This window comes from Campylobacter showae (genome assembly GCF_900699785.1).
In the GTDB taxonomy this organism is placed as follows: Bacteria; Campylobacterota; Campylobacteria; order Campylobacterales; family Campylobacteraceae; genus Campylobacter_A; species Campylobacter_A showae_D.
Genome location: NZ_LR535679.1, coordinates 1830212 through 1852510 on the forward strand (window position 1 = coordinate 1830212; position 22299 = coordinate 1852510).

General features: G+C 44.8%; 20 protein-coding genes, 2 tRNA genes and 3 rRNA genes. 9 read left to right on the top strand and 16 right to left on the bottom strand.

Going from position 1 to position 22299, the window contains the following annotated elements:
- The first annotated feature begins 6 nt into the window (after nt 1–6).
- The 9 genes from E4V70_RS09040 to rrf all read left to right on the top strand — a co-directional run bounded on the left by E4V70_RS09040 (nt 7) and on the right by rrf (nt 9697).
- Nucleotides 7–1299, top strand: a complete 1293-nt coding sequence (locus tag E4V70_RS09040; RefSeq protein WP_122862773.1) for an NCS2 family permease — start codon at nt 7–9, stop codon at nt 1297–1299.
- 9 nt (nt 1300–1308) lie between these two features.
- Nucleotides 1309–1749: a phosphoribosyltransferase gene (locus tag E4V70_RS09045; protein ID WP_122862774.1), complete on the top strand. Its 441-nt coding sequence runs from the start codon at nt 1309–1311 to the stop codon at nt 1747–1749.
- Nucleotides 1716–2963: a glycosyltransferase family 39 protein gene (locus tag E4V70_RS09050; protein ID WP_232037858.1), complete on the top strand. Its 1248-nt coding sequence runs from the start codon at nt 1716–1718 to the stop codon at nt 2961–2963. Before E4V70_RS09045 ends, E4V70_RS09050 begins: the two co-directional genes overlap by 34 nt.
- A 12-nt stretch (nt 2964–2975) precedes the next feature.
- Nucleotides 2976–3650, top strand: a complete 675-nt coding sequence (locus tag E4V70_RS09055; RefSeq protein ID WP_122862775.1) for a prepilin-type N-terminal cleavage/methylation domain-containing protein — start codon at nt 2976–2978, stop codon at nt 3648–3650.
- A 389-nt stretch (nt 3651–4039) separates the two neighbouring features.
- Nucleotides 4040–5550: ribosomal RNA gene (locus tag E4V70_RS09060) — 16S ribosomal RNA — on the top strand.
- A 306-nt stretch (nt 5551–5856) separates the two neighbouring features.
- Nucleotides 5857–5933 (top strand) — tRNA-Ile (locus tag E4V70_RS09065).
- 12 nt (nt 5934–5945) lie between these two features.
- A tRNA-Ala gene (locus E4V70_RS09070) sits at nt 5946–6021 on the top strand.
- Nucleotides 6022–6503: 482 nt separating this feature from the next.
- Nucleotides 6504–9409: ribosomal RNA gene (locus E4V70_RS09075) — 23S ribosomal RNA — on the top strand.
- 169 nt (nt 9410–9578) lie between these two features.
- A 5S ribosomal RNA gene (rrf, locus tag E4V70_RS09080) occupies nt 9579–9697 on the top strand.
- Together the 16S, 23S and 5S rRNA genes with 2 tRNA genes alongside form the textbook arrangement of a ribosomal RNA operon.
- 353 nt (nt 9698–10050) lie before the next feature.
- Here rrf and E4V70_RS09085 read toward each other — a convergent pair.
- From E4V70_RS09085 to E4V70_RS10810, 16 genes are all read right to left on the bottom strand, one after another.
- Nucleotides 10051–11448 (bottom strand): autotransporter outer membrane beta-barrel domain-containing protein, encoded by a 1398-nt coding sequence (locus tag E4V70_RS09085; RefSeq protein ID WP_122863469.1) that lies wholly within the window; start codon nt 11446–11448, stop codon nt 10051–10053.
- A gap of 13 nt (nt 11449–11461) precedes the next feature.
- Nucleotides 11462–12421 (bottom strand): hypothetical protein, encoded by a 960-nt coding sequence (locus tag E4V70_RS09090; protein WP_122863470.1) that lies wholly within the window; start codon nt 12419–12421, stop codon nt 11462–11464.
- Nucleotides 12422–12720: 299 nt separating this feature from the next.
- Complete coding sequence (locus E4V70_RS09095) at nt 12721–14568, bottom strand: peptidoglycan D,D-transpeptidase FtsI family protein (RefSeq protein ID WP_122863471.1); 1848 nt, start codon at nt 14566–14568, stop codon at nt 12721–12723.
- Between the two features lie 3 nt (nt 14569–14571).
- Nucleotides 14572–14874, bottom strand: coding sequence for a flagellar hook-basal body complex protein FliE (gene fliE / locus E4V70_RS09100; protein ID WP_002946574.1), 303 nt, complete (start codon nt 14872–14874; stop codon nt 14572–14574).
- A 5-nt stretch (nt 14875–14879) separates the two neighbouring features.
- Nucleotides 14880–15377, bottom strand: coding sequence for a flagellar basal body rod protein FlgC (gene flgC / locus E4V70_RS09105; protein WP_002946576.1), 498 nt, complete (start codon nt 15375–15377; stop codon nt 14880–14882).
- A gap of 9 nt (nt 15378–15386) precedes the next feature.
- Nucleotides 15387–15824 (bottom strand): flagellar basal body rod protein FlgB, encoded by a 438-nt coding sequence (gene flgB, locus E4V70_RS09110; protein ID WP_122863472.1) that lies wholly within the window; start codon nt 15822–15824, stop codon nt 15387–15389.
- A 56-nt stretch (nt 15825–15880) separates the two neighbouring features.
- Complete coding sequence (gene aat, locus E4V70_RS09115; RefSeq protein WP_122863473.1) at nt 15881–16540, bottom strand: leucyl/phenylalanyl-tRNA--protein transferase; 660 nt, start codon at nt 16538–16540, stop codon at nt 15881–15883.
- An 18-nt stretch (nt 16541–16558) separates the two neighbouring features.
- Entirely contained in the window at nt 16559–18727 is a 2169-nt protein-coding gene (locus E4V70_RS09120) for an AAA family ATPase (protein WP_122863474.1), read from the bottom strand.
- 44 nt (nt 18728–18771) lie between these two features.
- Nucleotides 18772–19083, bottom strand: coding sequence for an ATP-dependent Clp protease adaptor ClpS (locus E4V70_RS09125; RefSeq protein ID WP_122863475.1), 312 nt, complete (start codon nt 19081–19083; stop codon nt 18772–18774).
- Entirely contained in the window at nt 19073–19687 is a 615-nt protein-coding gene (locus tag E4V70_RS09130; protein WP_122863476.1) for a TlpA family protein disulfide reductase, read from the bottom strand. Before E4V70_RS09130 ends, E4V70_RS09125 begins: the two co-directional genes overlap by 11 nt.
- A gap of 1 nt (nt 19688) precedes the next feature.
- Nucleotides 19689–19901 (bottom strand): tautomerase family protein, encoded by a 213-nt coding sequence (locus tag E4V70_RS09135; protein ID WP_004320381.1) that lies wholly within the window; start codon nt 19899–19901, stop codon nt 19689–19691.
- A 9-nt stretch (nt 19902–19910) separates the two neighbouring features.
- Nucleotides 19911–20366 (bottom strand): SsrA-binding protein SmpB, encoded by a 456-nt coding sequence (gene smpB / locus E4V70_RS09140; protein ID WP_122863477.1) that lies wholly within the window; start codon nt 20364–20366, stop codon nt 19911–19913.
- A 10-nt stretch (nt 20367–20376) separates the two neighbouring features.
- Nucleotides 20377–21120, bottom strand: a complete 744-nt coding sequence (locus tag E4V70_RS09145) for a 4-(cytidine 5'-diphospho)-2-C-methyl-D-erythritol kinase (RefSeq protein WP_122863478.1) — start codon at nt 21118–21120, stop codon at nt 20377–20379.
- The gene (csrA, locus tag E4V70_RS09150) at nt 21120–21350 is read right to left on the bottom strand and encodes a carbon storage regulator CsrA (RefSeq protein ID WP_122863479.1); all 231 of its coding nucleotides are present in this window, start codon (nt 21348–21350) and stop codon (nt 21120–21122) included. Before csrA ends, E4V70_RS09145 begins: the two co-directional genes overlap by 1 nt.
- Nucleotides 21344–22165 carry a tRNA pseudouridine(55) synthase TruB gene (truB, locus tag E4V70_RS09155; protein ID WP_122863480.1) on the bottom strand — a complete coding sequence of 274 codons (822 nt, stop codon included), beginning with the start codon at nt 22163–22165 and terminating at the stop codon, nt 21344–21346. The genes csrA and truB overlap by 7 nt, the downstream gene beginning before the upstream one ends.
- Nucleotides 22162–22299, bottom strand: coding sequence for a hypothetical protein (locus tag E4V70_RS10810; RefSeq protein WP_163026485.1), 138 nt, complete (start codon nt 22297–22299; stop codon nt 22162–22164). Before E4V70_RS10810 ends, truB begins: the two co-directional genes overlap by 4 nt.

The following is a 22299-nucleotide window of genomic DNA, read 5'->3' on the forward strand; positions in this document are numbered from 1 at the left end:
GCGGAATTGGATTTTTTTAAACTCAAGCAAAACGGCACTAGCGTAAAGACCGAGTTTAGCGCAGGACTCACGACCTTTTTAACGATGATGTATATCGTGCCCGTAAACGCTATAATCATGAGCAAAACCGGCATGCCGATGGATGCGCTCATCACGGCTACGGCGCTCATCACCGTGATCGCTACCGTGCTAAACGGTATATGGGCGAACACGCCCGTGGCTATGAGCGTGGGAATGGGCTTAAACGCGTATTTTACATTTGGCCTAGTGCTAGGTATGCAAATACCGTGGCAGACGGCTTTAGGTGTGGTTTTCATCTCGGGTATAATTTTCGTCGTGCTATCTTTTACGAATTTTAGAATCTGGGTCTTAAAATCTATCCCGGACGACGTTAGACGCTCGATAAGCGCGGGCATAGGCGCCTTTATCGCTTTCGTCGGGCTTCAGCAAATGGGCGTAGTCGTAAACAACGACGCCGTGCTGGTAGGGCTTGGAAATTTAAAAGATCCAAACGTTATTTTGGGCTTTGTTGGGCTATTTTTCGTTATACTTTTTTGGGCGTGGAAGGTTAAGGGCGCCTTCATCATCGCGGTATTTACGACCTCGGTAGTCGCTTGGATTTTCGGTATCGCGCCGTATCCGAAGGAATTTATCTCACTACCGGCTTCGATCTCGCCGATATTTTTAGAGCTTGACATCATGGGCGCGCTATCTTTTGCGCTGGTTCCGGTGATTGTTACATTTTTCGTGACAGACCTTTTCGACTCTATCGGTACGCTAGCGGGAGTGGGAAATAGAGCGGGAATCTTTGACGAGAGCAATCAAAAAGGCGTCGAAAAACTAGAAAAAACCCTCGAAGCCGACGCGGTAGCCACTATGGTAGGCTCGCTAGTGGGCGTTAGTACGACTACGTCCTTTGCCGAGAGCGCTAGCGGCGTAGAGGAGGGCGGCAAGACGGGACTAACGGCTGTATTTTGCGGACTATTTTTCGTGCTTACGATTTTTATGTTGCCGCTTTTTAAAGCTATCCCCTCAAACGCGATATATCCGATACTCGTGATGGTGGGCGTGCTGATGTTTAGCGAGCTTGGAAATATAAATTTTAAAGATCCGGCCATCGCGATATCGACATTTTTGATAGTTATTTTGATGCCGCTTACGTACTCGATCACGACGGGACTTTCGTTTGGGTTTATGGCGTATTTGCTGGTTCGTATCATGAGACGCGAGTGGGAGTACGTAAATATCGGAGTTGTCGTGCTTGCGCTTATTAGTTTTATAGTATTTTTAGTGCACTGAGGAGAAAACATGCTAAAGTATCCGTTTGAGGAATTTCATAAAGACGTAAAAATAATGGCGCGAGATATCAAAGAAAACTTCGAACCAGAAGTGATTTTAGCAGTCGCTCGCGGTGGGCTTACTTTAGGGCATTTTTTAGCGAGCTTGCTAAATAACCGCAATCTTTTTACGCTAAACTCAATCCACTACGAAGAGACTAAAAAGCTCGATACTATCGATATCTTTAACATCCCTGATCTATCTAAATTTAATAAAATCTTGATAGTAGACGATATGATAGATACGGGCGAGAGCATGATAGCTATCAAACAAGAGCTTTTTAAACGCTTCCCGCATATTAAGCTAAAGATCGCGACTATCTTTTATAAGCAAAAAGCGCTTTTGTTGCCCGACTTTACGGTAAGAGAGGCGCACGAGTGGATAGAGTTTTTCTGGGAAGAGCAAATTTAAGCCCTAAATTTAGTATGCTACGCTCGGAAACGTTTTTACTTTTTATCATCTGCCTTATCGATTTTTGCTTTTTGTCGTATGCGATTAGTACGCTTAGCATTAGCTACTACGAGGCGGATGCGTTTTATAGCTCGTCTAAAATTTCAGCCGTTTTGGCTAGATTTTCGGTTGAGGTTTTCGGGCAAAACGACTATGCTTTGCGGCTTCCTTTTGTTATTTGCCATATTTTTAGCGTCGCGCTGCTCTACAAGGTCTCAAAGCAAATTTTAAAACGCAAATTTGATCGAGTGGTAAGCGCGGTCGTGTTTATATTGCTTCCTGCGACGATGGCGTCGGCGATCTTGGTAAACGACGCCGGCGTGATAATCGCGCTTTCGCTTTTAAGCATTTATCTTTATCAGCTACGCAAAATGCTAGCCTTTTACGCGCTTTTATGCGTGTTGCCTTTTGTTAGCGGCGCATTTTTGGTTTATTTTTCGGCTATTTTTGCATTCGGCGTTTATAGGCGCGACGCTAGGATGGCTTGGGTTGCGGCGCTGCTTTTTGCGCTTTGCTTTTACTTTTACGGATTTGACTCGGGCGGTAAGCCTAGTGGCCATTTGCTTGATACCGTGAGTATTTTTGCCGCCGCGTTTTCGCCTTTTATTTTCGTCTATTTTGTCTATGCTATGTATAGAATTTGGATAAAAGAGACCAAAAATTTACTCTGGTTTGTCTGCATAACGGCGTTTTTGTTTTGCTTGGTTTTATCGATCAGACAGCGGCTTGAGCTCGAAAACTACCTGCCTTTTTGCGTTATTTCGGTGCCGATTTTGGTTCGGGTATTTTTTAGCTCGTACCGTGTGAGATTGCCGATGTTTAGGCGCGGGTATAAAATTTTAGCTTCTTTTGCGGCGGCTTCTTTGCTCGTTGGGTTTTTGTTCGTACTTTTTAATGAGATGCTTTACGGCATACTAAAAGACCCGACCAAACATTTTGTTTACAGATATCATGTAGCAAAAGAGCTTGCAAAAGAGCTAAAAAATGAAGGCGTAGAAAAAATTTTTACGGGTGATAAAAAGCTAGATTTGAGACTTAAATTTTACGGCGTAGATACGCGTCCGGACGCAAATTTGCAGCTAGCAAATTTGGACTTAAAAGATAATTATGGTAATATAGCGGTCTATAAATTCGGCGTAAAAATCGTAAATTTTAAGATTATAAAAGATGATTAGAGGATAAATTTGATGAAAAAAGCTTTTACTATGCTAGAGCTTGTCGTTGTGATCGTGGTAATAGGAATAATAGCCGCCGCTGCGTTACCGAGAATAAACGACGATCATATCGCAGAGGCTGCCGACCAAGTGATGTCGCATATCCGCTATACTCAGCACCTAGCTATGCAGGATAGTAAATTTGATCCTACTGATGCTAGGTGGTTTAGAAAGAGGTGGAGTATAACTTTTACTAGGGCTGCATTTTGCGACGGTGCAAACGAATGGAGATATAGCGTATACCATGACGATGGAGATGCGACAGGTAATTTAAATTCGGCAAACGAAGTTGCAAGAGACCCATTGGATTCGAATAGATTTATGAGCTCAGGATGGGCAGGCATTTCGAGTGCCAATTGCGCAAACGCTAGCAGTAAATATAATTTGGCAAAAAAATTTGGCATAACTGATGTACGTCTAGGTGGGGTATGCGGAGGCAATTTGCAAACTATCTCTTTTGACGAGTTTGGAAGACCTATGAGAAGCGTAAGTACTCCTGGTGGAGGTGGTGCAGCTAGGGGATATGATAGACTGGTTCATAATGGCGAAAATTGTCAAATAGTTTTGAGTACGGCTAAAAAAACAGCTACTATAACCGTAACGCCAGAAACTGGCTTTTTGCAGGTTGCTTTTGCTGATCGTTCGTAAAATTAAAAAATATACGAATTTGGTTTATTTATTCAGCTTTTTTTAAGCATCCTATCTGTATAATTCGAGCTCACGAATTGAGAAACCACCTTTAACTTTCACGTTAATAAAGCCTTTTCTTTTAATATCGTAAGTTTTAATTTTGAGTTAAATAAACAATTCTCTAATTTTTGAGAGTTTTTGAAACTAACTCTTAAATTATGTTTTTTAATTTAACACTGTTAAACTAATTAGTCAATCTTTGAAATCTAAACAAGTGATCGATTGAGCCAATCTTTTTTCAGGCTTTCCCTGGAAAGTAGATAAGAGATAAAACTAATTAATAAAATTAAAGTTTTTTGATTAAAACTTCATATTAAATCCTAAGATATTTTATTTTAGGTAAATTTTATATGGAGAGTTTGATCCTGGCTCAGAGTGAACGCTGGCGGCGTGCCTAATACATGCAAGTCGAACGGAGATTAAGTAGCTTGCTATTTAATCTTAGTGGCGCACGGGTGAGTAATATATAGCTAACTTGCCCATTACTAAGGGACAACAGTTGGAAACGACTGCTAATACCTTATACTCCGTATCTATATAAGTAGGTACGGGAAAGTTTTTCGGTAATGGATAGGGCTATATCGTATCAGCTAGTTGGTAAGGTAATGGCTTACCAAGGCTATGACGCGTAACTGGTCTGAGAGGATGATCAGTCACACTGGAACTGAGACACGGTCCAGACTCCTACGGGAGGCAGCAGTAGGGAATATTGCTCAATGGGGGAAACCCTGAAGCAGCAACGCCGCGTGGAGGATGACACTTTTCGGAGCGTAAACTCCTTTTCTTGGGAAAGAATTATGACGGTACCCAAGGAATAAGCACCGGCTAACTCCGTGCCAGCAGCCGCGGTAATACGGAGGGTGCAAGCGTTACTCGGAATCACTGGGCGTAAAGGACGCGTAGGCGGATTATCAAGTCTCTTGTGAAATCTAACGGCTTAACCGTTAAACTGCTTGGGAAACTGATAATCTAGAGTAAGGGAGAGGCAGATGGAATTCTTGGTGTAGGGGTAAAATCCGTAGAGATCAAGAAGAATACCCATTGCGAAAGCGATCTGCTGGAACTTAACTGACGCTAATGCGTGAAAGCGTGGGGAGCAAACAGGATTAGATACCCTGGTAGTCCACGCCCTAAACGATGTATACTAGTTGTTGCTTCGCTAGTCGAGGCAGTAATGCACCTAACGGATTAAGTATACCGCCTGGGGAGTACGGTCGCAAGATTAAAACTCAAAGGAATAGACGGGGACCCGCACAAGCGGTGGAGCATGTGGTTTAATTCGAAGATACGCGAAGAACCTTACCCGGACTTGATATCTAACAAATCATCCAGAGATGGAAGAGTGTCTGCTTGCAGAAATGTTAAGACAGGTGCTGCACGGCTGTCGTCAGCTCGTGTCGTGAGATGTTGGGTTAAGTCCCGCAACGAGCGCAACCCACGTCATTAGTTGCTAACGGTTCGGCCGAGCACTCTAATGAGACTGCCTTCGCAAGGAGGAGGAAGGTGTGGACGACGTCAAGTCATCATGGCCCTTATGTCCGGGGCGACACACGTGCTACAATGGCGTATACAATGAGACGCAATATCGCGAGATGGAGCAAATCTATAAAATACGTCCCAGTTCGGATTGGAGTCTGCAACTCGACTCCATGAAGCCGGAATCGCTAGTAATCGTAGATCAGCCATGCTACGGTGAATACGTTCCCGGGTCTTGTACTCACCGCCCGTCACACCATGGGAGTTGATTTCACTCGAAGCCCAAATACCAAACCGGTTATGGTCCACAGTGGAATCAGCGACTGGGGTGAAGTCGTAACAAGGTAACCGTAGGAGAACCTGCGGTTGGATCACCTCCTTTCTAGAGTACAACGAATATTCTCTCACAAGATATTCGTCAAAGGAAAATTTAGGTTATCGCTATAGATAATCTACTCAATCGACCTTGTTTAGTTTTGAAAGATTGACGATAAAACTTATAGATTTTATCTTTGATTTTTTAGTTATCTTTATATTGGATTTCTAAATTTTATAGAGATAAAAATATTGTAGGCTGTTCTTGATTTAGACGAGGAAGCTTTTTGAGAAATCAAGGAGCGTATATATAATACGTGACGTAGATTTCAAAAAAAGATGACGAAGTATAAAACAAGAAGAGGCACAAGAGGGGCCTATAGCTCAGCTGGTTAGAGTGCACCCCTGATAAGGGTGAGGTCACAAGTTCAAGTCTTGTTAGGCCCACCAGAGAATTTAATTGGGGAATTAGCTCAGCTGGGAGAGCGCCTGCTTTGCACGCAGGAGGTCAGCGGTTCGATCCCGCTATTCTCCACCATGATTAGTTTAACATCAAAAAAGTCTAAACTAAGTATTTTTGTTAAATATTTAGTTTAGACTTTGTCGAAATAGACTCTTTATTCTTACGGCGCTTCCGAAAGAAGCGGTGTGCTTTAGGGGTTTCCAAAGGGCTTTAGCCCTTGGTCGCAAAGACTAGCTTTGCTAGTCTGCGAAGTCTAAACGTTATTTAGTTTATCATTGTTAAAAGTCACAATCAAGTTTTAATAAATAAAACAATTTTACAGGACTTGTTAAAGATTTAAATATCTTGCTTATTTGCTTAATGCAGAAGTTTGACGTCACAAGATATCATAGGATTTAAAACTTACCTAGATATTAGTCAATGCTTTCCGTCTTAAAAGCTAGAGATTTAAATTTCGTAATAGATCTAAATTTGAGGCTTCGTTATGAAATCTTAAATTTATGAGTTACCTTTAACAAGGAAGTGATGCGAATTAGAATATATTATATACTAATAAAAGGTAAGCTACTAAGAGTAAGTGGTGGATGCCTTGGCTAGTAGAGGCGATGAAAGACGTGCCAGGCTGCGATAAGTCTCGGGGAGCCGTCAAGGGGCTTTGATCCGGGAATTTCTGAATGGGGCAACCCAGTTAAGCGCGAGCTTAACTACCTATTATGGAGCGAACGAGGGGAATTGAAACATCTTAGTACCCTCAGGAAAAGAAATCAAAAGAGATTACGCTAGTAGCGGCGAGCGAACGCGTAAGAGGGCAAACCGTTAGTTTACTAACGGGGTTGTAGGACTGCGATATAGACTAAACTTAGCTAATAGAATAATCTGGAAAGATTAAGCATAGAGGGTGATACTCCCGTATATGAAAGCTTTGTTTTACTTAGCAGTATCCTGAGTAGGGCGGAACACGTGATATTCTGTCTGAAGCTGGGTCGACCACGATCCAACCCTAAATACTACTACTAGACCGATAGCGCACAAGTACCGTGAGGGAAAGGTGAAAAGAACTGAGGTGATCAGAGTGAAATAGAACCTGAAACCATTTACTTACAATCATTCAGAGCACGATTCTTTATGACGTGTGATGGACTGCCTTTTGCATAATGAGCCTGCGAGTTGTGGTGTCTGGCGAGGTTAAGGAAACCCGGAGCCGTAGCGAAAGCGAGTCTTAATAGGGCGTTTAGTCAGATGCTGCAGACCCGAAACGATGTGATCTATCCATGAGCAGGTTGAAGCCGGTGTAAGAGCCGGTGGAGGACCCAACCCGCTGGCGTTGAAAAGCCATGGGATGACTTGTGGATAGGGGTGAAAGGTCAATCAAACATCGTGATAGCTGGTTCTCTCCGAAATATATTTAGGTATAGCGTCATGTAGTAACACTGGGGGGTAGAGCACTGAATGGGCTAGGGCATACACCAATGTACCAAACCCTATCAAACTCCGAATACCTAGTGTGTAATCATGGCAGTCAGGCGGCGAGTGATAAAATCCGTCGTCGAGAGGGGAACAACCCAGACTAACAGCTAAGGTCCCTAAATCTCATTTAAGTGGAAAACGATGTGGAGTTACTTAAACAACCAGGAGGTTGGCTTAGAAGCAGCCATCCTTTAAAGAAAGCGTAATAGCTCACTGGTCTAGTGATTCTGCGCGGAAAATATAACGGGGCTAAAATGAGTACCGAAGCTTTAGACTTAGTTTTACTAAGTGGTAGGAGAGCGTTGCATTCAGCGTCGAAGGTGTACCGGTAAGGAGCGCTGGAGCGAATGCAAGTGAGCATGCAGGCATGAGTAGCGATAATTGGGGTGAGAATCCCCAACGCCGTAAACCCAAGGTTTCCTACGCGATGCTCGTCATCGTAGGGTTAGCCGGGTCCTAAGCAAAGTCCGAAAGGGGTATGCGATGGAAAATTGGTTAATATTCCAATGCCAACTATAATGTGCGATGGAAGGACGCTTAGAGTTAAGCAAGCTAGCGGATGGTAGTGCTAGTCGAAAGGTGTAGGTTAAGATCCAGGCAAATCCGGATCTTTTTAAGCCGAGACCCCACAGGCGTTTGAAGTTCTTCGGAATGGATAGCGAATTGCTGATACTGTCGAGCCAAGAAAAGTTTCTAAGTTTAGTTATAGTTGCCCGTACCGTAAACCGACACAGGTGGGTGGGATGAGTATTCTAAGGCGCGTGGAAGAACTCTCTTCAAGGAACTCTGCAAAATAGCACCGTATCTTCGGTATAAGGTGTGCCTAACTTTGTGAAGGATTTACTCCGTAAGCATTGAAGGTTACAACAAAGAGTCCCTCCCGACTGTTTACCAAAAACACAGCACTCTGCTAACTCGTAAGAGGATGTATAGGGTGTGACGCCTGCCCGGTGCTCGAAGGTTAATTGATGACGTTAGCTCTGCGAAGCGTTTGATCGAAGCCCGAGTAAACGGCGGCCGTAACTATAACGGTCCTAAGGTAGCGAAATTCCTTGTCGATTAAATATCGACCTGCATGAATGGCGTAACGAGATGGGAGCTGTCTCGAAGAGGGATCCAGTGAAATTGTAGTGGAGGTGAAAATTCCTCCTACCCGCGGCAAGACGGAAAGACCCCGTGGACCTTTACTACAGCTTGACACTGCTATTGGGATAAAAATGTGCAGGATAGGTGGGAGGCTTTGATCCATAGACGCCAGTTTATGGTGAGCCGTTGTTGAGATACCACTCTTTTTTATTCTGATAGCTAACTAGCTTGAGTTATCCTCAAGTAGGACAATGTCTGGTGGGTAGTTTGACTGGGGCGGTCGCCTCCCAAAATGTAACGGAGGCTTACAAAGGTTGGCTCAGAACGGTTGGAAATCGTTCGCAGAGTATAAAGGCAAAAGCCAGCTTAACTGCGAGACATACACGTCAAGCAGGGACGAAAGTCGGTCTTAGTGATCCGGTGGTTCTGTGTGGAAGGGCCATCGCTCAAAGGATAAAAGGTACCCCGGGGATAACAGGCTGATCTCCCCCAAGAGCTCACATCGACGGGGAGGTTTGGCACCTCGATGTCGGCTCATCGCATCCTGGGGCTGGAGCAGGTCCCAAGGGTATGGCTGTTCGCCATTTAAAGCGGTACGCGAGCTGGGTTCAGAACGTCGTGAGACAGTTCGGTCCCTATCTGCCGTGGGCGCAAGAAGATTGAGGAGAGTTGACCCTAGTACGAGAGGACCGGGTTGAACCGACCACTGGTGTACCAGTTATCCTGCCAAGGGTAGCGCTGGGTAGCTATGTCGGGATGTGATAACCGCTGAAAGCATCTAAGCAGGAAGCCAACTCCAAGATGAATCTTCTTTTAAGAGCTCTTATAGACTATAAGTTTGATAGGCTGGGTGTGTAATGGATGAAAGTCCTTTAGCTGACCAGTACTAATAGCTCGTCTGCTTATCTTTTAATAAGCATCACTTCCTTGTTAAGGGTAATTTTATTTCGGAAATCCGAAATAAAATATCTAAGTTATACCTTATCAAGATCTTGTTTTAGTTAAAATAAGATTTGGCTTTTAACAATTAAATAGCAGTGTTAAAGAAGTAAATTAGCATAGTTTATTTCTTTAACACTGCCCGTGACTATACAGACGAGGAAACGCCTTGCTCCATCTCGAACCAAGAAGCTAAGCTCGTCCTGGCTGATGATACTCTCCCTTACTGGGATGTCGGGAAAGTAGGTCGTTGCGGGCTTTGTTTTTATACTTTTATACTATTTACTCCCTTGTTTTGCATTCTGTATTCTTTAGTTTGTTTGTCTTGTAATATGTTGTCTGTTCTTGGATTGATGAAGTTGTTGGTGCGCTCCTTTATTAAACTTTATTCAAGTATTTTTAGGAGAAAATGCTAAATTAATGCAGTAATTCATGAGCGAATAAAAAACTTTATAAAGCTTTTTAAAAAGTTTTTTATTATATGGAGCTTTAAATTTAATACAACTTGCATATAATAAAAAGCATTTAGTTAAATTTGCCGACATAAAGCCCGAATCTGTTAAATGTAAATTTAAAAGATTCGGTTGGTAAAATTAATGATTTTGTATCAAGCTAAAATCTCCACTCGGCTCCTATTCCGCCATTAAAGCCTTTTTTCTTTCCTGCCATACCCTGTAAGTTAAAGTCTAGCTTTATATTATTGGCGGTATTTAGTTTGGCTCCAAGCTCTGCGCTATAGGTGTTTCCTTTTATACTTGGGCTCTTTATGGCTGCATTGTGAGTGAGATTGTATCCTTTGGCCTCTCCTTTAAATTCTCTTTCGTAGCTAGCGCCGGCATAGATATCAAGCTTTTCACTTAGAGTATAATTGTACCTAAAGCCCAGTTTGCCCAGTAACGATACGGTATAGTCTAAAAGAAATTTATCTCCCACTACTTCCACCTCTTTTTTGCCTAGTTTGTTCAAAAGCACTTTAGAGTACATATCTATACTTAATACATCATTTATATCTATTACCTTGCCTAGACCCAAGTGGGCCGAATAGTAGCCTCTCGTGGCTTCATACTTAGCCGTAGTGATTGCGGGCATATCGCTTTCATAGTCGCTTTTCATCTTGCCTGCTTTAAAGCCTGAGCTTATATAAAAGCTATTAGGCAGGTTAAACTTAGTAATTATGCCAAGACCCATATATTTAAATTTACCGCTGCCTCTTACGTCTATTTTGTCAAAGTCGTTAAAGCTATCATATTTGCCGCCGCCAAACTCTACAAATGCTCCGGCTTTGTTTTCTTCAAATTCTTTAGAGAGACCGACGGCGGCGTTAAAGCTTTTTAGATCGACGTGAGAGCCTGATTTGAGTCTGGTGCTAGATGCGATTGTGGAGGCAAAGACCCCGTTGCTATCTGTTTGGAGGCTCATGGACGATGTTAAATCAGAACTTGATAGCAGTACGCCAAGCTCGCCAATCGTAGTTTCTAATATATTTTTAGGGTATGGAAGTAGGATCGGCCCGCCTCTTTCGTCATTTTTTACTACTGCAAAAAGCTTTTTATTGGCTCCATCGTCTTTTTTTAGTTCAAATTGATATAGCGCCGAAATCCCGGCCTGTAATTGTCCCGTTTGATTACTCATATCGGTTGGATACGTTATGTCGCCGTTTGCTGCTTCTATTAGCGTTAGCTTGTCTCCACCGTTAAGTACCCCGCCGTTCATCATGCCTACGCCTATCTTAGATTTTGCTAGATTGGGCGCATGCTCTAGGGCAAGCATCTTGTCCGTAGCTGGCGCAAATCCTACCGGTATGTAGAAATTTAGAAACTCAAAGTTATAAATAGCACTTGCCTTGATATTTTTTTCTCTTACGTTTATGGTATTGCCGGTGAAATAATCTTGTGCTGTATCGCTAGTAAAGCCGCCCCAAATTTTAATACCCGACAAGTCAAGTCCGCGCGCATTTAAATTTACAATGTTATTTACGGTAGAGCCGTCCCTGGACTTTCCTGCAAACATATCCGCAGGTCCTTCAAATGTTCCTCCGTTTAAATTTAGCGTATTGCCAGCGGCGGAGCCCCTTTGTGGACTCTCCTGCTATGATTTGAGGCTCTTTAAAGATTCCGCCGTTTATGGTTACCGTATTGTTTGTGGCGTCAAGCAAACTAAGACCGACCCTCCCTCCTATTATAGGACTTCCTGGTTTAAAAGTTCCGCCGTTTATAGTTACTTTGTTGACTTTTGCTTCGCCTTCGTTGCTGATCCCTCCGTAGATATCTACTTTTGCCTCAAGGGCATCTGCGTCTATATCCACTTCATTACCCTTGGCGCTTCCTTCTTGGCTCTCTCCGCCAACAATCCTGGAGCCGTCTTTTATGCCGGACTCTTTGCGTATGGATACGGCATTGTATTCGACATTTCCGCCGATACTATGTCCTCCATATATTTGCGATGATTGCTTAAAATCGGCTCCTTTGTCTATATCTACGATATTATCTGCTGCATTTTCCCTAAAGCTGCGTCCGCCGTAAATTTCGGGTTTTTCAAAAACCCTTCCGCTGATGAAAACTTTATTTCCTTCCGCAGCTACAAGTCCGCTACCCCCATAGACTGCTTGTTTGATCTTACCGCCGCTGATTTTAAGGGTATTATAGATAGCGACTTGTCTTTCGGAATACCCTCCATAAAGGAAATGAACGGTGTCATAGTAGTCTCGAAAATCCAAAGTGTTGTTTGAAACAGCTGATAAATCGCTATATCCTCCGGCTATATCAAGATCGTAATTTAATCCTATCAAACTATCTTTTCTATCCCAGATAAGGGAGTTGTTGTCGCTATCGGGCAGTGCGAACATTTCGCGGCCGTGGCGGCTAGATATATACGCGATATACTCGTCAAAGTCGGCGCCGTCATCCATGGTAAAGTCGGCGCCGCAAAGCGAACTTATAACGACAAATGAGAGGGCAAGACAGCGCCTTGCGCACAAATTCATGATGATTCCTCGGTAATAATTTTTTTGAGAATTATATATGTTATTTAATAAATTATAAGTTAAATTTTAATTAAATATATCTACGCCATAAACATTGAGTGTTGCGTGGATAAATTTGGCTGGTTAAATTTGAACGAGAAAACGCCGAGCAAAATCTCAAATTTAAAGCCGCGCCAAACGCCAAATCCATGCAGACATAAATATTCTGGCAGGATGGACTTGTGGGTGAACCAAATTTACAAGCGAGTATAAGTTTAAAATAGTAAATTTAGCTCCGCGCTTCAATGATTAAAGCAAATTTACTTTTTCTGCTTAGCTTTAGGTTTTGTTGAGCTTGCGGCTTTTTTCTCCGTGTTTTCGGATGGCGGCGTAGCTTGTTCCGGCGCGGTCAAATTTTCATCGGGTTTTAAAAATCCCTCTTCTACCATTAGCTCTACGGCCGCTCTAAAAGTCGGTAGCGCGCTCTGTGCGCCGAAATAATAATACGGTTTCTTCGGCTCTCTGGCTAAAACTCCGATCGTATAGCTATTGCCCTTCGAGTCGTTGACGAATCCGAAAAACGAGCCGTTGTAGGTATTTGCGTAGCCGCCGGTTGTGGCTATGTGCGCCGTGCCGGTTTTGCCGCCGATTTCTAGACCTTCCACCTTTGCTCTTTTGCCGGTGCCGACCTCGACGGTTTTTATCAGGATGCGCTTCATCCTCTCGGCCGCTTCTTGGCTTATGGCTTCGACCGGTTTTGGGTCGTTTACGACGAAAAATTTGCCGTCTTTATAGAGTGAGTCCACGACTTTTGGCGTCACCATCACGCCTTTGTTATTAAATACGTTATACGCCTTTAAAAGCTGGATAAAAGTCGCTTGCAAGCCATACCCGTAGCTGATCGTGGCTTTGTAAATTTGAGAATTTAGCTTGGCTACCGGCGGCATGTTTCCGACCTGTTCGTAGGGCATGTCGATACCTGTTTTTTGCGTGAAGCCGAAATTTAGCAGCCCTGAGTAAATTTGAGATCCGTCTAGACGCTGGGCGATCTGTATCATGCCGATATTTGAGCTATATACGATGATGTCTTCGGCTGTGAGGAAGGGCTCTGGGTGCGTATCTTTTATCGTGCGTTTTCCTAGCTGATAGACGCCGTTGTAGGTGTTTATGCGCTCGAGCGGATTGATTTTGTCGTTTGCCAAAAGGAGGGCGAAAATAAACGGTTTAAAAACCGAGCCGACCTCGTATGCGTACTCGGTTGCCGAGGAGTTTAGCGACTTGTAGTCTTGTTTTCTGATGTTTGAGGGGCTATATCTAGAGGTGCTGGCAAGCGCTAGCAGGCCGCCAGTTTTTGAGTTCATAATGCCTACGATTATCTCTTTTGCGTTTAGAAATTCTTTCTTTTCATCGATGATTTGCTCTAGTCTGGTCTGTAGTTTTAGCGAGGCGTTTAGTATGATATCGTATCCGTCCACGCGGTTAGCCAAATTTGAATCGCTTGTAAGGATAATGTTGTTTCCGATGTCTTTTGGGCCTAGCAGTTTGGCGTCTTGGATCGAGGAGATGTAGTATTCGTAGGCTTTTTCTACGCCTTTTACACCCTCTGTTTTGGTGATGCCGTCTTTTTCGACCTTTTTTACGTAACCTATCATCGGCGTGAGTGCGTCGGCAGCGACATATTGTCTACTTTCGCCGCTTTCTATTATGCTCATATTACGCAGTATGGCAGCTCCGGTGTTTGGGTCTTCATACGGGATAAAGATTTTTTTTCTATACAGCTTTTTTGACAGCTCTTGCAGATATGCCGCGCCCTTGGCGTCGATCTTGTAGGAGAGCGTAACGGCGCCTTTTTGGCTGTTGATGATTTTAGTTACGCGCTTGATATCGTCGCCGCTATATATACAGTAAAGCTTGATAAATAAATCTTTTTTGTCGGGGTCGATATTTCTAGTATCTATCATCACTTTGTAGAGCTTTTGGCTGCCTGTGATGCTAAAGCCGTCCTTTGTGATGATGTTGCCGCGTAGGGCCGTGTTTATGTCGCTGGTTTCCAGTTTTGGCAGGCGTCTTTCGATATTTGCTCGGTAAAAGATGACTGCCAAAAATATGCAGATAAAAAATAAAATAAACGCAAATAAAGCGATTGTTTTTGATTTTCGCTGATTCAAGGCTTAAATTTGCGTTCTTGAGATTTCTTTGTATGCGCTTAGGGCCTTATTACGGATCTCCAGCATGAGTTTCATCGACGTGTCGGCCTTGCCGATGGCGATAGCGGCTTGGTGCAGGTCTTTTACCTCGCCCGTTGCTAGATCGGCGATGGCTTTGTCTGCGTTGATTTGTATCTCGTTTAGCTCTTTTAGGGAGTTATCGAGCATATCGCCGAAATTTAACTCCCCTTTTTGGTTTTGCAGAGTCTTTGCTTCTTTTTTTTCAAACGGCGAAGCGACCGAGCCGATTTTATCTATATTTGTCATAAAATTTAACCTTGTAATAATTCTAACGCGCTTTGAGCGATCGTTTTAGCCGACTGAAATGCCGAAACATTTGCCTGATAGGCGCGCGTGGCCTCGATCAAGTCCGCCATTTCGATGACGGGATTGATGTTTGGGTATGCTACGTAGCCCCTCGCGTCGGCGTCGGGGTGAGACGGATCGTATTTTAGCTTAAAATCCTTGTCGTCGCGCACTATCTTGTCAACTACGACGCTCATTATAGCAGGTTTTGCGTCTTTTGTATAGAATTTATCGTCTAGCGGATTTTCGTATTCGAGCAAGTTGTGTTTTTTTGCCACTTCGTCGTTTAGCACGCTATCAAAATCAACCGCCTTAAATATCACCTCGCGGCGTCTATACGGGCCGCCTTCCGCCGTTCGCACGGTGTTTGCGTTGGCGATGTTGGAGCTGATGACGTTCATCCTAAAGCGCTGGGCGCTTAGTCCGTATCCGCTGATATCAAAGTCGCTTAAATAATTGCTCATAATCTATCCTTAAATTTTACTGCTAGCGTCGATCACGTTTTTAAAGATCTGGCCGCTTTGCCTCATGGCGCGGTCAAGCGCGGTTATCATTATCGCGTTTTTGCTAAGCTCCGTCGTTTCGACATCCAGATCGACGGTGTTTGCGTCGTTTCGCGCCATATGTCCGTCGCGTAAAAATATCGTCGCCCCGTTTGACGCCGGAAAATCCACGCGAGGAAAGTGCGCGCCGTCCGTTTGCGCGAGTTTTAAAATTTTATTCTCGTCTTTGCCGTAGATTTCTTGCGCCGTTTGCGACAGAGCCGCTTCAAACGCGATGTCGCGGGCTTTGTAAAAAGGCGTGTCGATGTTTGCTATGTTGCTAGAAATCATCTGCTGGCGTAAATTTCTGCTTGCCAGCGCGCTTTCTACGAGCGGTTTTGATTTTGAGGTTTGGATGCCTGCGAACATTTTCCTGCCTTTTTTCTCTAAATTTTACGAGATAATAAGCAAAATACGTTCCAAAACTAGAGTAAATTTTTAAATTCGCCAAACCCGCTAGGCTGATTTTTTAGCTCGTTAAATTTGGCTAAAAACTCGCTTCGCCTCATCGCTTTTGCGCCCATAAATTTTAGGTGCTCGTTCATAACCTGGCAGTCGATGAGAAAATCAAACGGCTCTAAAGCGCGGCAAAGCGCGATAAGAGCAACCTTTGACGCGCCCGTTTTTAGGCTGATCATACTTTCGCCGCAAAAGACCTTACCGAAAATTTGTCCGTAAAGTCCGCCCGCTAGCTCGCCGTTCTCGTAAACCTCCACGCTATGCGAGATGCCCATACGGTGTAAATTTACGTAGGCGCTCACGATATCTTCCGATAGCCATGTGGGTTCACGTTTTTCGCGCTCGCTTTTGCAGATTTTTAGAAAATTTTCAAAGTCGTAGTCGAACCGCACTTCAAATTTTTTAAGAGCGGGTTTTATGCTTTTTTGCACGCGTACCTCACTTGGAACTAGCACCGCGCGAGGATCTGGCGACCACCAGTATATGGGCTCGCCTGGCAAAAACCACGGGAAAATGCCTTTGTCGTAAGCTTGCAAAAGAGCATCGGCGCTTAGATCGCCGCCGACGGCCAAAGGCGAGTTTGTGGGGGCGTTTGCGGGGTCTGGAAAGTTATAAATTTTTTCCAAATTTGACCCCGCGTCCGCTTATTTTAGAGTTTCAAATTTAAACGCAAGCTCGCCGCCCTTTAGCGTGATATTTGCGACGCCGCCGTTTTTTAGCGCGCCGAAAAGTATCTCGTCGCTAAGCTTGGTCGAGATCTCGTCTTGCACTAGACGCTTTAGATTTCGCGCGCCGAATTCCTTGCTGTAGCCCTTTTGCCAGAGGTATTTTTTAGCTTCGGCGGAGGCTTTTAGGACGACTTTTTTCTCGGCTAGGCTTGAGTTTATCTCGTTAATTATCTTTTGCGCGATGAGGCTTAGTGCGTCCTCGCTAAGGTCGTTAAAATGCACGATTTTATCGATGCGGTTGCGAAATTCGGGGCTAAAAAATCCCTTTACCGCCGAGTCCGCTTTACCGCTTTCGTCTTTGCTAAAGCCCAGCGTCGGAGCCTCTTTTGAGCCTAAATTTGAGCTCATTATGATGATGGCGTTGCGAAAATCGCTCTTTGCGCCCGTATTATCGGTGAGGCTAGCGCCGTCAAAAATTTGCAAAAAGACGTTTATCATCTCGTCGCTGGCCTTTTCGATCTCGTCGAACAAAATCACGCTATAGGGGTGCTTTTTAACGGCGTTTGTGAGTATGCCGCCCTCTTCAAACCCGACATATCCCGGAGGCGCGCCGATGAGACGCGAGACGCTGTGTTTTTCCATGTATTCGCTCATATCAAACCGCTCGAAATGCACGCCCAAATTTCGCGCTAGAGCCGCGCTTAGCTCGCTTTTGCCCACGCCGCTCGAGCCCGTAAATAAAAATACGCCTACGGGCGCGTTTGGCTGCTTTAGTCCCGCATACGAGCGCTTGATCGCCGCTACTAGCGTATCTACGGCCTCGTCTTGGCCGAAAATTTCGGACTTCAACCTTTGGGCTAGGTTTTTTAAATTTGCCGCGGCGTCCGATTTTAGATTGGTATCGGGGATATTTGCCATCTTGCTTAAAACCGCGCTTAGATCGGACATTTTTACGGTTTTGCTTCTGTTTTGCAAGGCTAGAGCCGCGCCGACCTCGTCGATGAGATCGATGGCGCTATCTGGCAAAAATCTATCGTTTAGGTACTTTTTGGCTAACTCTACGCTTTTAGTTAAAATTTCATCGCTAAATTTGACTCCGTGAAAGCTCTCGTATTTGGCGCGAAGTCCTTTTAGGATCTCGACGCTCTCGTCCGCGCTCGGCTCTACGACGTCGATTTTAGCAAACCTGCGCGAGAGAGCTTTTTCTTTTTCAAAAAAGCTACGATACTCCGCGTACGTCGTCGCTCCGATGCAGCGAAGCGAGCCGCTTGCAAGCGCGGGCTTTAGTAAATTCGACATATCAAGCCCGCCGCCGCTCGTGGCTCCTGCGCCCACGATCGTATGGATCTCGTCGATAAAAACTATCGCGTCTTCTTGCTCGGCTACCTCGTCCATCACGTCTTTTAGGCGCTTTTCAAAGTCGCCGCGGTATTTCGTGCCAGCTATCATCGCGCCGATATCTAGGGCGAAAATTTGCGCCTGCTTTAGCCGCTGCGGCGCCTCGCCGCTTGCGATTTTTAGCGCGAGCCCCTCGACTACGGCGGTTTTGCCCACGCCCGCTTCGCCTACTAGGATCGGATTATTTTTCTTGCGGCGGCTTAGCGTTTGCATTAGCCTTGCTAGCTCGTTTTCGCGCCCGATGATCGGGTCTATCTTGCCCTGGGCCGCTAGTTTGGTTAAATTTGACGAGTATTTAGCGAGGTTTTGGAAGCTTTTAGTGCGAGCCTGCTTGTCGTCGTCTTTTGCGCGCTGTTTTATCTTTTGCGCATCGACGTCGTAAAATTCTAAAATTTTAGCCCCGTACGTGTCGCCTCTGGCCGCGATTTTAAAGAGCAAATCCTTGATGCCGACGTTTTTATCCTTTAGCTCGGCGTTTAGCTCTTTAAAAATTTGCTCCAAAAGAACCGTCATGCGCGGCTGTTTGTGGTGCGGGACTTGCTCGTTGGTTTGCAGTAGATAGTTTTTTAGATCGCTTTTTAGTCCCTCGACGTCGGTGAGTCCCGCGTCGGCCAGGATATCTCTAGTCTCTTCGTTTAAATTTACCAGCACGAAAAGCACGTGCTCGCTGGTTAGATACTCGTGAAAATTCGAGTAGGCAAACTGCCCAGCCTTTTCTAAAAGATAGCTTAAATCCGAGTCAAACATTATTTCCTCCTCTTTGCGCCTTTTGCGCGCCTGTTTTTTGCGGGTTACTCTTCCTCGACGACGGCTTTTAGCGGATAGCCTGCGGCGGCTGCGGCTTTTAGCGTCTCTCCTTGCTTAGTCTGGGCGATCTCTTTTGTATAGACGCCCGCCACTCCGCTGCCCTCGTTGTGGATTTTTAGCATCACGGCTACCGCGCTTTGCATATCGCGGTTAAAAATCTCTACTAGCACGCTCACGACAAAATCCATACTCGTAACGTCGTCGTTTAGCAAAATAACCTTAAATTTACGCGGAAATTCGGGTTTTTCCTTAAGGGCGACGTCTCGCTCCCGCTCGGTGGCGGTTTTAGCGGGCATTTTTTATTCTCTCGTAATCTTTCGTCATCGCGTCTAGATTGATGCCGCCCAGGTAGTATTTCACGCCGAATTTCCCGCTATCTACGTCGGTTAGCTCCTGATATACGCCGCCTTTTAGTACCATTTTTATCGGCACGCTCTCAAGTCGTTCGTATTTTATATCCTCTAAAATTTGCGCGGCAAGCCTGTCGTTGATTTTAGCGTCGTTTGAGATGAAGTAAAAGGCGTTGTATTTTTGCGCGAAATTTTCCACGACGTATTCGTTCGTGACGTTTTCAAAGTGCGTGAGAGCTACGATCGTAAAGTCGTTTAGATTATCGATCTGAAATTTGGTTAGATCGGGCGCTTCTTTTTGACACGGCGGACAAAACGTGCCGAATATATCAAACATCAAAATTTTATCTTCTTTGCCCTTGATGACAAAGCCGCCATCGACGCGCTTTAGCGTGAGCTCTTTGCCAAACACGCTTTTTAGCGCGATCTCCTCGCCCGTTTTATAGCCCTCTATCTTTACGGGAGCTTTCGCCGTCTCGTCCTCGCCGCAGCCTGCTAGAAATATCGCGCAGGCCAAAGCCGCAAAAATCGCCTTTACGGTTTTTTTCATATTATTTTCCTTGTTTTGATCTTAGCTCGGTTATGCTTTCGCCGCCAAATCCGTAGTCGTCGGTGCTAACTTCCTCTATCACGACGACGGTTCTGCTCGCGTCGCGCTTTAGCGTATCGCCTAGCAGCTTTGTTACGCCTGCTATGAGCGCGCGCTTTTGCTCGGCGCTTACGACCTCTTTTTCTTTTGTGATTTTTATATTTACGTAGGGCATCTATTTTCCTTAAGCGTATTTTTTCATCGCTGCACGCGCTTCTTTGTCGGCTTCTTTGCGTTTTATCGTCTCGCGCTTATCGTGCAGGTTTTTACCTTTTGCAAGCGCCAGGCGCGCCTTTACGATATTTTTGTCGTTTAGATAGAGCGCTAAAACCACTAGCGTGAGGCCCTCTTGCGTGACTTGACCGAAAATTTTATCTATTTGCTTGCGGTGCATCAGTAGCTTTCTAGGAGCCCTTTCGTCCGGGCGAAACGCCGAGTGCGTCGTGTTTAGGTGGCTGATGTGCGTGTTTAGCAAAAACAGCTCGCCCTTTATCACGCGCGCAAAGCTGTCTTTTAGGTTTGCGCGGCCCGCTCTTAGAGCCTTTACCTCGCTGCCCTTTAGCACGATGCCCGCCTCAAAGGTCTCGATGATGCTAAAGTCAAACAGGGCCTTTTTATTTTTGGCTAAATCCTTACCCATTTTTTACCTTTTATTTTAAGAAAAACACGCTAGCGCCGCTGCCGCTGAGGAAAAAATCTTTAAATTTATCCATCTGCGGGTAAATTTTAAAACACGGCGCAAAAAGATCGTTTAGCTTGCGATTTTCGTATCTCTCCAGCAGCTGTGCCGTCGTCATCTCGCGCATTTTGGCCGCTAAATTTACGTCAATACTATCCATAAAATTTGCCCTAAATTCGCCGTAAACCACAGGCGTCGAGCAAAAGACGTTCGGCGTTAAAACTTCTATAGCGGGCACTTCGTCGTCAAAATCGCTTATTATCTCGCCGATACCGCTAACGTTTGCCGCCTCGAAATCGCTAGCGAAAAATGCTACGTCCGCTCCGATATTCGCGCCTATTTTCATCAAATTTTCGCGCGTTAGTTTTAAATTTAATTCCTCGTTCGCCATCTTTAAAAACGTAGCCGCGTTTGAACTACCTCCGCCTAGACCCGCACCCAGCGGGATTTGCTTTTTTATCACGATTTTATGCGAGGCGAAAAATTCGTCCAGCTCGTTTTTAAAGCCCGCTTTTTCCAGCTCAAATTTGGCCTTTAAAACGATATTATTTTCGATATTTTCGTTATCGCACTCAAGCGCGAAGCGGCTAGATTTTTCAAAGAAAATTTCGTCGTAAATCTCGCGCCGCAAAACAAAGCGAGAAACGATCTCGTGGTAGTTGCCGCGAGTGCCGACGATCTTTAAAAAGGAGTTGATTTTCGCGTAGCTTTTCATTATTTTACCATTTTATCGCTGAGCTCTTTTAGGCTCGCTTCGCCCGCGCCGTTTAGGGCTTGTTTGTTTTCCGCCGCTACGTCCTCGACGAGCTCAGAGCGCAGGATCATCATATTTTTAGGCGCGTCGATGCCGATTTTTACGCCGCCTTTTGAGATGCCTACGACCGTGATTTTAATATCGTTTCCCAGCATTATGCTTTCGTCTTCTTTTCTTGCGAGTATTAGCATTTTTCGACCTTATTTAGTTTATATGTTACGGTTTCGTCTTTGATTTCAATGATACTAAAAAATTCATCAAAGTTTATTAAATATAGCCCTTTGGCGCCAAATTTTAGCTTTTCTACGCTCAGTTTTTTGCCAAGCATTACGTCCGTGGGATCGCCTAAATATTCGTTTTGCGGTAGCGAAATATAATCAAGCGGATTTAAAAACCTCTCGTTTTCATAAATAAATTTACCTTCGCTCACGCGTTTTAGCGCGCTTAGAGTGGCTTTTACGCCAAGCTTTGCGGCTAAAATTTGAGCGTACGAGCGCACGTACGAGCCCCCGCTAACGCTAATGCGAAAGCTCAAAAACGGATGCATATATGCGGTTAAATTTGCGTCAAAAACGCTCATCGTTTGGCTTTTTAGCTCAAACTCCTCGCCCGCTCTTGCTAGCTCATAGGCGCGTTTGCCGCCCACGTGCTTGGCGCTAAATTTGGGCGGTACGTAGGCGATCTCGCCTTTTAGCTCGCCTAGCGCAGCTTTTACGTCCGCTAAATTTAAGGGCGAGCAAAGCGTGATCTCCTCGATATTTTCGTTATCTAGGCTAGCGCTTACGGCTCCCAGCCATATCGTCGCTTCGTAGATTTTGGGCGTTTTATCTATATAGTTAAAAAGCCGAGTGTGGTTGCCCAGAGCCACGATCAGGCAGCCGCCGGCAAACGGATCTAGCGTGCCCGAAAAGCCCGCCTTTTTTACGCCGTATTTGCGCTTTAGCCTACTTAGGAAATGATTCGAGCTGATGCCTGCGGGCTTATTTGCGACAAAAAGCGCGTTCATTTAAATTTGACTTTTGGAAGCTGGGCTAAATTTGCGGCGTTTTTTAAATTTGATCCGCGAGCGTCAAATTTGAGCGCGTAAATTTGATCAAATTTGACGCGGTATTTAGCCTGCAAGGTCTCAAATTTACTCAT

Excerpts from the sequence above, each read along its gene's own strand:
- E4V70_RS09130 (WP_122863476.1), bottom strand. The coding sequence starts at position 19,687 with ATGAAAAAAACCGTAAAGGCGATTTTTGCGGCTTTGGCCTGCGCGATA.
- E4V70_RS09120 (WP_122863474.1), bottom strand. The coding sequence starts at position 18,727 with ATGTTTGACTCGGATTTAAGCTATCTTTTAGAAAAGGCTGGGCAGTTT.
- flgB (WP_122863472.1), bottom strand. The coding sequence starts at position 15,824 with ATGTTCGCAGGCATCCAAACCTCAAAATCAAAACCGCTCGTAGAAAGC.
- flgC (WP_002946576.1), bottom strand. The coding sequence starts at position 15,377 with ATGAGCAATTATTTAAGCGACTTTGATATCAGCGGATACGGACTAAGC.
- E4V70_RS09090 (WP_122863470.1), bottom strand. The coding sequence starts at position 12,421 with ATGAATTTGTGCGCAAGGCGCTGTCTTGCCCTCTCATTTGTCGTTATA.
- csrA (WP_122863479.1), bottom strand. The coding sequence starts at position 21,350 with ATGCTAATACTCGCAAGAAAAGAAGACGAAAGCATAATGCTGGGAAAC.
- E4V70_RS09145 (WP_122863478.1), bottom strand. The coding sequence starts at position 21,120 with ATGAAAAGCTACGCGAAAATCAACTCCTTTTTAAAGATCGTCGGCACT.
- E4V70_RS09055 (WP_122862775.1), top strand. The coding sequence starts at position 2,976 with ATGAAAAAAGCTTTTACTATGCTAGAGCTTGTCGTTGTGATCGTGGTA.
- E4V70_RS09125 (WP_122863475.1), bottom strand. The coding sequence starts at position 19,083 with ATGCCCGCTAAAACCGCCACCGAGCGGGAGCGAGACGTCGCCCTTAAG.
- E4V70_RS10810 (WP_163026485.1), bottom strand. The coding sequence starts at position 22,299 with ATGAGTAAATTTGAGACCTTGCAGGCTAAATACCGCGTCAAATTTGAT.
- E4V70_RS09135 (WP_004320381.1), bottom strand. The coding sequence starts at position 19,901 with ATGCCCTACGTAAATATAAAAATCACAAAAGAAAAAGAGGTCGTAAGC.
- smpB (WP_122863477.1), bottom strand. The coding sequence starts at position 20,366 with ATGGGTAAGGATTTAGCCAAAAATAAAAAGGCCCTGTTTGACTTTAGC.
- E4V70_RS09045 (WP_122862774.1), top strand. The coding sequence starts at position 1,309 with ATGCTAAAGTATCCGTTTGAGGAATTTCATAAAGACGTAAAAATAATG.
- fliE (WP_002946574.1), bottom strand. The coding sequence starts at position 14,874 with ATGACAAATATAGATAAAATCGGCTCGGTCGCTTCGCCGTTTGAAAAA.
- truB (WP_122863480.1), bottom strand. The coding sequence starts at position 22,165 with ATGAACGCGCTTTTTGTCGCAAATAAGCCCGCAGGCATCAGCTCGAAT.
- E4V70_RS09085 (WP_122863469.1), bottom strand. The coding sequence starts at position 11,448 with ATGTTTGCAGGAAAGTCCAGGGACGGCTCTACCGTAAATAACATTGTA.